General features: G+C 59.8%; 9 protein-coding genes and 3 pseudogenes. 8 read left to right on the top strand and 4 right to left on the bottom strand.

Annotated elements, in window-relative coordinates; all coding sequences use genetic code 11:
- Positions 1–692, top strand: a 692-nt coding sequence (locus jaqu_RS21750) for a Fic family protein (RefSeq protein ID WP_043920291.1), incomplete at its 5' end; no start/stop codon positions are given.
- 60 nt (positions 693–752) lie between these two features.
- Here jaqu_RS21750 and jaqu_RS17435 read toward each other — a convergent pair.
- Positions 753–1,472 carry an IS6 family transposase gene (locus jaqu_RS17435; RefSeq protein WP_043920290.1) on the bottom strand — a complete coding sequence of 240 codons (720 nt, stop codon included), beginning with the start codon at positions 1,470–1,472 and terminating at the stop codon, positions 753–755.
- 85 nt (positions 1,473–1,557) lie between these two features.
- On the opposite strand from jaqu_RS17435, the gene jaqu_RS21745 reads away from it, so the two are divergent.
- Positions 1,558–1,701, top strand: coding sequence for a hypothetical protein (locus jaqu_RS21745; RefSeq protein ID WP_161793894.1), 144 nt, complete (start codon positions 1,558–1,560; stop codon positions 1,699–1,701).
- A gap of 274 nt (positions 1,702–1,975) precedes the next feature.
- On the opposite strand, the pseudogene jaqu_RS22170 reads toward jaqu_RS21745, so the two are convergent.
- Positions 1,976–2,325 (bottom strand): annotated as a pseudogene (locus jaqu_RS22170) (IS3 family transposase); the annotation flags it as partial.
- A 734-nt stretch (positions 2,326–3,059) separates the two neighbouring features.
- Positions 3,060–3,656 carry a JAB domain-containing protein gene (locus tag jaqu_RS22425; RefSeq protein WP_392387224.1) on the bottom strand — a complete coding sequence of 199 codons (597 nt, stop codon included), beginning with the start codon at positions 3,654–3,656 and terminating at the stop codon, positions 3,060–3,062.
- 342 nt (positions 3,657–3,998) lie between these two features.
- Here jaqu_RS22425 and jaqu_RS17420 point away from each other — a divergent pair.
- A pseudogene (locus tag jaqu_RS17420) lies at positions 3,999–4,931 on the top strand (IS5 family transposase).
- Positions 4,932–5,033: 102 nt separating this feature from the next.
- Here the strand turns inward: jaqu_RS17420 and jaqu_RS17410 are convergent.
- Complete coding sequence (locus jaqu_RS17410; protein WP_043920287.1) at positions 5,034–7,970, bottom strand: calcium-binding protein; 2,937 nt, start codon at positions 7,968–7,970, stop codon at positions 5,034–5,036.
- A gap of 383 nt (positions 7,971–8,353) precedes the next feature.
- On the opposite strand from jaqu_RS17410, the pseudogene jaqu_RS21455 reads away from it, so the two are divergent.
- The 5 genes and pseudogenes from jaqu_RS21455 to jaqu_RS17390 all read left to right on the top strand — a co-directional run.
- A pseudogene (locus tag jaqu_RS21455) lies at positions 8,354–8,512 on the top strand (IS5/IS1182 family transposase); the annotation flags it as partial.
- Positions 8,513–8,653: 141 nt separating this feature from the next.
- Complete coding sequence (locus jaqu_RS17405) at positions 8,654–8,905, top strand: FitA-like ribbon-helix-helix domain-containing protein (RefSeq protein WP_052501048.1); 252 nt, start codon at positions 8,654–8,656, stop codon at positions 8,903–8,905.
- Positions 8,905–9,330 carry a PIN domain-containing protein gene (locus jaqu_RS17400; protein ID WP_161793892.1) on the top strand — a complete coding sequence of 142 codons (426 nt, stop codon included), beginning with the start codon at positions 8,905–8,907 and terminating at the stop codon, positions 9,328–9,330. Before jaqu_RS17405 ends, jaqu_RS17400 begins: the two co-directional genes overlap by 1 nt.
- Positions 9,327–9,758, top strand: coding sequence for a TSCPD domain-containing protein (locus jaqu_RS17395; RefSeq protein ID WP_052501047.1), 432 nt, complete (start codon positions 9,327–9,329; stop codon positions 9,756–9,758). The genes jaqu_RS17400 and jaqu_RS17395 overlap by 4 nt, the downstream gene beginning before the upstream one ends.
- 394 nt (positions 9,759–10,152) lie before the next feature.
- A complete protein-coding gene (locus jaqu_RS17390; RefSeq protein ID WP_043920292.1) occupies positions 10,153–10,362 on the top strand; it encodes a hypothetical protein in 210 nt (69 codons plus the stop codon).
- Positions 10,363–10,434: the final 72 nt, after the last annotated feature.

Below are 10,434 nucleotides of genomic sequence, written 5' to 3'. Positions count from 1 at the left end.
GGGAAGGGGAGGGGGCCGGCGCACTGCTGGGCCATATCGCGGCGGGCTGGATCCTGCTGCCCTCGATCGCCCTGAGCGAAGGCGGGTTCCGCGCCTGGTCCCCCGGCACGCGGCCGGGACTGGAGAACCTGATGCGGGGCCTCGGCGCGGAGCTCGACCGGACGCTGGGCCAGATCGCGCTGCTGCGCGGCTGGCGGACGCAGGCGCGGGCGGCGGCGGCGCGGCGCAACGCCAAGTCGCGGCTGCGCGACGTGGTCACCCTCGCCGCCGACGAGCCGATCCTGACTGCGGCGCGCCTGCGCGCGGCGCTCGGCGTGTCGCGGCGCGCGGCCTTCACCCTGATCGACGAGGCTGCCGGGGCCGGCATCCTGACCTGCGTCACGCCGCGCACCCGCTGGCGCGTCTGGGTCCGTCCCGACATGGCCGCGCGCCTCGCCATGCGCCGAGGCCGGACGGCCGGCGCGGGGCAGGGGGGCGTCTCCACATCGGACTTGACAGAGGGGGTTCCGCAGGACGGGCCGGGAGCCGACGCCGCGGACCGGGCAGGGGAGCCCGCACATCGGGACGCCGAAGCCCTCGCCGCCCGCGAGGCGGAAGCGCTCGCCGCCCTCGACACCGCCCTCGCCCGCGCCGACGCCCTCCTCGCGCGCTACGCCGAAACCGGAACCCGCCGAAAGGACCGGCCGGAGTGAGCCTCGTCGGGCCCGTTGCATTGTTCGCCTCTGCGCATGCGATGCGAGGGCCAGGCTCCGTCAGGCAGCTTCTTTCGCGTCGCTGAACAGATTCCGGACGAAGACGATCTCATTTGCGACACCGCGCTCACATCCCGCGAAATGGCCGTTGCGGATCGCACGGAAGGTCTCGACGCCTTTCAGTGTGGCCTTGGCGGTTCTCAGACTCTGCAGCCCACGCATGGGCGTCAGACGATGCTGCAGGACGGCGTGGTCACTCTCGATCCGATTGTTCAGGTGCTTACGGGTGACATGTCGGATTGCGTCTGTCGGACCAGATCGCACATTCCATTCTCCGATGATCTTGGCGTAGCTGTGGGCCTTATCCGTAATGATGGTCATCGGGTGGTGGCAGCGGACGGTATCGGATGCCTGGCGCATGAAAGCCCTTGCGGCATTGGCAGTACGCCGTGCGGTCAAGCGGAAATCTATGAGCTGGCCGCATTGGTCGACAGCGCGCCAAAGATAGCACCAGCGACCATTCACGCGGAGGTAGGTTTCGTTGACATGCCATCGCAGTCCCCGCCAGTTGCGGTGCCGGCCAGAGGCGCGTTTGCGGATCTCTGGGCCGAACTTCTGGACCCATCGATACACGGTTGCCGCGTCCACGATGATACCGCGCTCGGCCAGGAGATCGCGCACGTTCCGATATGAAAGCGGATAGCGGCGGTACCAGCGAACCGCCAAAAGGATGACGACCTTCGGGAACTGATAGCCTTTGAACGGATCGCGGCGTCGCATCATTCGATCTCCTCATGTCAGCTGGCGCGTATCCGGCGACGGCGCGGCGGCTTGGGCGGACGATCCGCGCGCCCATCTCGCAGCGGTGGCAGACAGCATTGAGGGCGTGCATCTCGAGTCCGTCTGCCTCGGGAAGGTTGACCGGCCGGAGGTCAGTCCACTGGCCGACGGGTTGCTGCGCCGTATGCAGGAGGAAGCCGCCAAACCCGGCTTCCGCGACAGCGCATGAGCAGACCTCGAGGCGCTCCGCGCGGCGCTACCGCCGGAGGTCGGGGAGGCGCCCGGCGAACTGCTCTCGGAGAAGGGGATTGAGGCCCTGTTGGTCGACGGGATCGCTGGCGTCATGGCCCGGACCGTCGGCCCGTCAGACTGCGCCGCCTCCACCTGAAACGCTATGGCGGCTTTGCGGACACGGTGCTCACGCCGGACCGGTCGTCGAAGACAACGTTGCCGGCAGCATCGTGCTGGAAGGTGCGGCGCGGCATTGCGTTCTCGTCTATGCGGTTCACGACCAGGCCCTCCTGCCGCAACAGGACGTGGAACCGCCGATAGCCGAACCGGCGCCATCCGCCGGCCAGCTCGCGCATGCGGTCGCGCAGCGCTTCGTCGGCCGGGTCCTGAAATCGGTAGCGGATCATCGTCCGATCCGCGCCGACGAGATGGCACGCCCGCCGCTCGCTCATCTGATGGTGATCCATCAGACGAGCGACTGCTGTCCACTTGGCAGCGGGCGTCACCAATTTGAGCTCAAAAGATCCTTCAGACCGGCGTTGTCCAGCATCGCCTCGGCGTAGAGCCGCTTCAGCTTCGCGTTCTCCCCCTCAAGCGCTTTCAGACGCCGCGCGTCGGGTACCTAAGCCCTGTCGCATTCGAGGAGCGAACGATGAAAGCTTAAGTCGCTGCCCACAAAACCGGCAGAGGGCCAGTGAGAATAGAATAGACCGTAGGTCGGGCCTCCTTCTCCCAGAGCCCCGACCGAATTTCCCGTCAACCGCGCATGTGCGTTTCGCGAGCGAGGTTAGCCGTCGGGACGCCGCCCGGAGGGTTCAAAACAATCGTCCCCTTTACCGACACAACCGGACTGTTTTCTGCATTTATCGTTCGGCCCATAATTGCACCATTAAGACAGGATGGACATGGGGCTACTCGCATAATTGTCCGCGCGAGGTTGACTTCGTCGATCCAGCCCCGGTTGGAGCAGATTCTGCAGGAAGATGTGTTGATGCCACCGCTTAGATGAATATCCAACATTGGATCAATCCTAAATTATCGTTGTAGTATGCAGAGCGTCGAGCGAATCTGTGAACGGAAGGTTAATTTCCGGAGAGAAGTAAAGAGAACGGCAAAAATCCGCTCACCCATGACTATAGGCTATTCTGAAGTCGTGAGGATTTCCTCTCCGCCTCTCGTATCCGCCAAGCACCTTCGCTTCGCCAAGAGAGCTTCCGGCTGGGGCGGAATACGATTATTTGCGAGGGATAAGGCAGTACCGATCGACAGATCCGGTAGGGCAAGCATTGTAAGCCAACTCAAATGCTCTGCTGTCAGCTGGAATGAAAGTCTCAATATCCAAATATCGTGCGGGTCTCAAAGCATTTCAGTCAGCGGCCATATTCTGAATTCAAGATCATTGTATGCCATAACCGGCATCAGCCGAATATCGAAAAGGCTTAAAATGTAATCCAGCGTAACTGCTTCTCCTTGAAGGATATCGGGCATCTTCAGACTAGGAAACTCTGTGAAGACACAGACGGCAACGCTGCAGGCATTGTATTCCAGCGCTCCGGCTACGACCTGCCTGGGCAAAATTGGTGTGTGATTCGATGTCCCCTGCGCGATTAGGCTTCGCCCAATCGGTCTTCCTATCGCGTCAAGGTATACGGCCGAAGTTTGCATTCGGCACTGAGGAGCGGTATGCGATCTCACTACTTCATACAGTCTCGCATGGTACTGTCGTACAGGGTCATCTAGGTATCGAGCCGTTGTCCTTCGCTGGGAAAGCCGCCCCAGACGAACAAGACTCGAAGCGAGTGAAGGACCTACGTCAGAAACCGATCCAAGTTCATATTCTGATGCAGAAAGGATACCTTCCAATGATCCGAAGCGATCGTAAAGAGACCGTGTTACCTTCTTAGCTAAATGTTCCGGTATGGCATCTCTAACGTAGCCCTCCAAGTCTACCATCCCAAATTCGTCCTGTTGGGGCAAGCAGATGGGACTCATCTTCGATCATATCCTGACATGGTCTTGCGATGTGCGGGCCCTCACCGTTCGCAAGGGCCCTTCATTCGATGCTGGTAGTTTTGAGTTGATAATTTTAGTGGGCCTGCTCCAGCCAAGCTCTGCTCTGGCATCAAAGACTTAAAATTGAATTAATTTTATGCCTTACGTCGCGTTGGCTTGGCTGGCCACAGGCATACGACATTTCGGATTGATCTTGGTAGCGCTTTATATGACAGGCTGGCACTGTTTGCACAAATCGCGTGAGGGATTCATCTTGTGGATCCAGCGTGGTAGCTGGGATGCATGAGCGGACTCATACCCGCGACCTACAAGACCAGGAACTGGCCAGCCTACAACGAAGCGCTCAAGCGCCGGGGCTCGCTGGCGATCTGGTTTGAGCCCGAGATGAGCTGGGATGCCGCGCCGACAGGCGGGCGTGGCCGACAGCAGACATACAGCGACGCCGCTATCCAGACGTGCCTCTCGATGAAAGTGCTGTTCGGCATGGCGCTCCGGCAGACGACCGGGTTCGTCGAGAGCCTGCTGCGGCTGGTTGGCCTCGACTGGACGGTGCCTGACTTCAATACAATGTCCCGTCGTCAGAAGACCCTAGCCGTCAACATCCCCTACCGTGGGTAGAAGGGCCCGCTCCACCTGTTGATCGACAGCACCGGGATCAAGGTCGAGGGCGAAGGGGAATGGCACGCCCGCAAGCATGGTGGCCTCAAACGACGCGTTTGGAGCAAGATCCACCTTGGGATCGACGAGGAAACGCTGGAGATCCGGGCCGTCGAGATCACCGGGAGCCACATTGGCGATGCGCCGGTCCTGCCCGACCTGCTCAGCCAGATCCCGGCGGACGAGGAGATCGGCAGCGTCACGGCTGATGGCGCCTATGACACACGTAAATGTCACGATGCCTTTGCCGACCGCGGCGCCCATGCCGTTATCGCGCCCTGCAAGAACGCGAAGCCCTGGAAGATGATCACCGCCGAAGCAGTGGCGCGAAACGAGGCCCTGCGCGCCTCCAAAAACCTGGGCCGCGCGATCTGGCGACGATAGAGCGGATACCACCGCCGAAGCCGCGTCGAGACAAAGATGCATTGTGTGAAATTGCTCGGCCAGCGGCTCACGGCAAGGGACTTCGACCGCAAGGTCGCAGAACTCCAGGTCCGCATCGCCGTCCTGAATGGCTACACCGCGCTCGGCATACCCGTCACGGAAGCTGTGGGATAAGTCCGCCCGGGAAAGGGGAACATCGGCCATCACCCGATTTGCGCGACAGAGCGCTCTGGACCCGACGTTTTGTTAACACAGCCTAGAGCCTACAAAGCTCAATTACATAGAGAACAGGAGCCAGTCGGTGGAGGCTTGGTTTTGCTGGGTGATCGTGTCAATGCCGATGACATCAAAGTGTAGCGAACCGCTGTCGTGCTGGATTATCACGCTTCGGTCGGTGAAATCGATGCTGTCGACCGCTTCAAGACCATATACCTTAATCATATCGCCGGCGCTTGGATCGAAATCCTTGATGACTGTCCCGCTTGAGGTTCGCGTAAGTTCGAAAATGTCTGCGCCTGCACCGCCGACAAGCGTATCGCCACCGACGCCACCAAACAGTGTATCGTCCCCGTTGCCGCCGAGAAGTACCTCCGTCGCGTCTGAACCCCAGATGATATCGTTGCCGGTGCCGCCGTCGATCAGCATCTGCATCCCTGCGAGGCTGTAGTCTGGGCTCGTGAGGTCTATGACATCATCTCCACCCATGCCGAGAATCGTTTCCACATCGACAAAACGAGCCACGCCCATCCGCCCGTAAGTGTCGTGCGCTAAGGCAAGCGACCCATGGAACTCGGAGTAGTTGTCATGAAGAAAAAACGCGTCACTATCGTCGCTCAGCTGAATGACATCCGCGCCATCCTTCCCGAACACCACAGCGTCAAGTTTCTTTTTCCCAGCGATGCTAAGATAGACGCCTGTTCCAGTCTGGGCCATTGAACTGGCATTGTACGCAGAATATCCTTGGTCAAATGTCTCCGATCCATTGAGCAGAATCACATCGTCGCCTGAGCCACCATTTGCAAGATCGGCTCCGTCAGCCACAGTAATCCGATCATCACCAGCCCCGGCGAGAATGAGATCTGAGGCATATCCGCCATCAAGCGTATCATTTCCGGAGCTTCCGCTCAGAGTGTCCTCGCGAGAAGTTCCGAGCAGATGGAGGCCGACAGCCGTCAAATCCGCTCCGAACTCAAAGTTTTCGCGCTGCAGGATTTCATGTGGAGTGATACCTTCGACCAAAATCCGGGACTTTCCGCCACTTGAGTGGTTGAAGACAACCACTGATCCTCCTTCTGACTCGTTCCAGTAGGCGTGAAGATCGGCAACATTCTCAAACTCAGCCGCAGCGACATGGATGAGATCTACCCCGAGTTCGAAGTCCGTGATCCGATCTGCGATCGGCCCGAAGTCCTCCTCTCGGATCAAGAAGGTGTCCGCTCCAGCGCCGCCGGTCATGATGTCGCCCTGCGCAGCGCCAATAATCAAGTCGTCGCCATGTCCACCGTAAAGAACGTCTTCGCCATTGCCTCCGTATAGGCCGTCATTGCCAGCCCCAGCAAAAATCGTATCTCGTCCTGAAGCTCCAGATAGGATATCGTCGAACGAACCTCCGCGGATCGTATCATTCCCGAGGCCCGCTTTGATAGAACGGGCGATATCCACCACTTCGAAATCGTCATCAGAAGGGCTCCCATTGAGATGGATCGCCTCTCTCGACAGTTCATTCTCGGCGAAAATAGCTTCGTCATAACTGAATGTAAGTTCGACGATTTCATATGGGGCAAGGGTCAGGCTAAGGGACCCATCAGGTGCTACTGTTCCGACCTCCGAAATCAACGCGCCGACATCGTCTTCATTAGTAAAATAGGTCTTTCCTCTGGATACGATCACCTCGACATCCTCCGATCGGCTGCTCTCAAAGCTCATGACGCCATCGGAAGTGCTCTGGTCGATGCCAACCTTAAGACCTCGATCGAACATGAGTCCATGGGAAAGCCAAGCTGGATCTATTACGATATCTTGCGTTTCCTCATCGGTGGATGACAGATAGAAGACGATCGTTTCTTCGTTCCCAAACCCGTGTATGAGAATCTCTGTGGATGGGATCCTCACGGTGTCGGCGCCTTCGACCGTCAACTCGAGGGGCGAAAGCCCAATGAGACTGCTCGACATGAGATCGAAGACCGCCCCTTGGATGGAGTTCGTGACGATGTCCCGATCATCGTAGACTACCGCCCGCGTGTTTCCTCCGGCAAGATCATTCCGCGTATTGTGTTTCGGAGGCCAAATTTGGGCGTGATCGACACCGGCAGAAAGCATATCGGAAAACATCTGAACGATCGCACCGCCAGATTTCATGCCGAGTAATGCCCGATTGCTAGCCATAACGTTCCACTCGGTTACATGAAACTCAAGATCTGGACCAAGAACATCGCCCCAAGCGTCACGATGCCAATCCATCCGATATCCAAGGTTGTTTGAAGGTTCATCTGCGTGGTAGTCAGCCCAATAAAAGTGGTGAACAATCCCGTCTATCTCTGATATTGCCGCGTCAGATAGTTCCGCAGCAATCTCGCGATTCGCCATATCCCATCGATCTTTCTCGGTTAGGCCCTGCCCCTTGACTTTTGCGAAGTGGTAATTTGATGACGCGCCTGAGGGATTTGCGGTTTGGATCAGGACATCCATCGCCTCATCCCGACCAACCTCGAGCTCTGCTTTCGAAATAGCTTCTGCTATCTCTGACGCGATGCGACCGTACTCTGCCTCTCGGCTTGCTGCTGTAATTTCATGATCTATCGGCCCCCAATATTCGTTTCCGATTTCAAACGCAGTTACGATATCAGAGTAGTCCCGCAGGACGATCTCCGCGAATTTCTGGATGTCTTTAGGACCCGTGTAACTCTTGTCGGTCGGTAGAACAATCGAGACAGTGTAAGGCCCTTCTTCCGCCGAGCGCGCCCATGTGAGAAAGGCCCTCAGATCGGGTGGAATATCGTTATCGATAACGACGCCGTTCTCAAAAAAGGTTTCTGTCTGGCCAGCCGGGAATCGTAGATGGGTGAGATCGAGTTGCTCGGCCGCCTTCATATACGCTTCGGTTGGCAGTCCAGTTGCAAGATCAATATTTGCGCGATAGACTGTGTTTCCGCCGAAATACTCAGGGCCGATAATCTTGTCGGTCGCCCTAATATTCATAATGGAGATTTGCATGATCCGCTCCGCTTGTTCGGAGAGGATCTGTGCTTTGCCGAGAGGCAGAAATGTGTTTGTCGTCGTCTAAGCTTGTGGAGCAAAGGAAAATTTTGAAATGTTCGAACTCGCAGGCTGGGGGGAGGTGTTCGTGTTGTGCGGCTGCAATGGAAAATCCCAGCAGGATAATATCCGATTGGTCATTGCTGCAAACTATCCATATATATATTTTTAAGTCCATTCAAATCGAGAAAGCCTTCCTAATCAGCCGGCAATGCAGTCCCTGGCATTGTTTTTTCTTTCGGGGGCGCGTCGGCCACGAGGAGGATAGCCCTTAGCTCCGCGAGGGCGACGTCGTTGTCGGGAAATTCGACCGTCTCTCCCGGCCCCTGAATGATCTCCTACGAAGCCGCATCGAGGCAAGGGAGAGCTGCGTGAAGTCCTTCGGCAAACGCATCGTCTCCGGAGACCCCGACCGCGAGACCGCCGAGATTTAAATCCGCATTGTACTCATGAACCGCTTCAACGCCCTTGGCACCGCCAAGATCGCCCGCGTGCCGTAGCGCCGGTAGGGTAAAGGGCAGTCACGCCTTAGGCACGAGTTGCGCAACAACGCCCTTCGGCGGGGGTCTCCTTGCTTGCATATCGGAGTTTGACGGCACATATTTGCATTCTAGGATTTGCCAGCACCGGAGGTCGCTGCGATGCCCGCTCCCGCCCTCACCATCCGTCGCCTCACCGAAGAGGTCCACAACGCCATCAAGGCCCAGGCCGCCGCCGAGGGCATCAGCGCCGAGGAGAAGGTCCGGCGCGTCCTCAACGAGCGGTTCGCGCCGAAGCCCCATTCGGGTCTCGGCGATGAGCTATGCGCGCTCGCCGACAGCTACGATCTGCCGAAGGACGGCCCGGACTTCGAGCGCATCCGCGACGACGTGGACCCGGCGACCTTCCGATGATGATCCTCGATACGAACGTCGTCTCGGGACTATGCAGGGGCGCGGACCGGCCCATCATCCAGCCGTGGCTGAACCTCCAGGCCACGGAGTCGGTCTGGCTCACTGACATCGTCATCGCGGAGCTTCGCGTCGGCGTGCTGGGCTGGCCGGAAGGCAAGGGTCGCGCGCAGCTCGACGCGTTCTACGAGGACCTGATCGCCCGCTTCATGGAGCGTGGTCGTGTCGCGTCCTTTACCACCGCGACCACCCGCCATTTCGCGAGCGGCATGGCGAAGGCCAAGGCCGCCGGTCGGGAGGTGAGGAGCTTCGCGGAAGGGGCGATCGCCGCCATCGCCCTCGAACGCCGTATGATGGTCGCCACCCGCGACACCGGCCCGTTCGAGGCTATGGGCGTGCGGGTCGTGAACCCTTGGGCCGACCAATGACCGCTGCCCCCGATCCCAACCCGCAGTCCGACCGCCAGCGCCCATCCAACCGAAGGCTCCTGGAGACCCGCAAGGTCGAGCACGTCCGCCCGGACGGCAACGTCACCCGGATCCTCGTGACCGTCGGCTACGACCCGACCGACCCCGCACGCCCCATCGAGGTCTTCTACTCCGAGGGCTTCCGGTCGGGGTCCGACATAAAGTTTACGGTGCAGGACGCCTGCGTGCTGATCTCGCTCCTGCTGCAGCATGGCGTTCCGCCCGAGCGGATCGCCTCGTCGATGGCGACGCGTGAGAGCGAGGACGCGGACCTCACTTCCGGCGCGTTCGCGCGGCGCGGTGATGGGCCTGTGGTCTACGGGTCGCTGGCGGGGACCATCGCGGCGCAGCTGGCGGTACCGCCGGGCTGGGCCGAAGAGGCCGAATAGGTCAGGATCCCTCGGGCTGGATGCCCGCCGCCGGACAGGCGGACGCGGTGGCCGATCCTTGTCGCTCTTGGACACGACACGCCGCGGACAGCCGGTCCCGGCCGACGCGCCAGGGACGTCTTGAAGACGGCGCCGCGGGTGCAGGTCCGGCCCGTCGCCGTATTGTTGATGACGGATCGCACGGCGGTCGTAACGCGGGCGACGCGTGATCTCCGACTTGTTTCTCGAAGACGGGGTTTGCCGGATCGCGGGCGGCCGGTCCCCTTGGCTGCGCCTCGGCAAGCGCGAAGACGGCTTCCCCGGCCCGAGGGCCGCGGACCCTCCGCATTCGCGCTGGCAGTCCGCCCTGTCCCGATCCGGCCTCCAATCCCCATCGAAACAAGGAGGTCCCACGATGACCCGCTACAACCTCACCGTCCCCGTCACCTTCACCCAGAACGGCGAAGAGAAGACCCGTTACCAACGCGTCGGCACGATCTTCGAGAACATCCGCGACAACGGCGACACGATCCTCTCCGTGAAACTCGACTTCCCGGTCGGCGCCACCGAACTGGTCGGCTTCGTGCCCAAGCCCAAGGACGACGACCACCCCATTGAGGAGTGATCGCCCCAGGGGCGGCTCCGGCCGCCCCGACCGCTCCCATGGCCCCGGCTCCGGCCCCGGCCGGGCCGGCGC

Origin of the sequence: Jannaschia aquimarina (genome assembly GCF_000877395.1) — a bacterium.
GTDB lineage: Bacteria > Pseudomonadota > Alphaproteobacteria > Rhodobacterales > Rhodobacteraceae > Jannaschia > Jannaschia aquimarina.
This window is presented reverse-complemented; position numbering and strand designations above follow the sequence as displayed.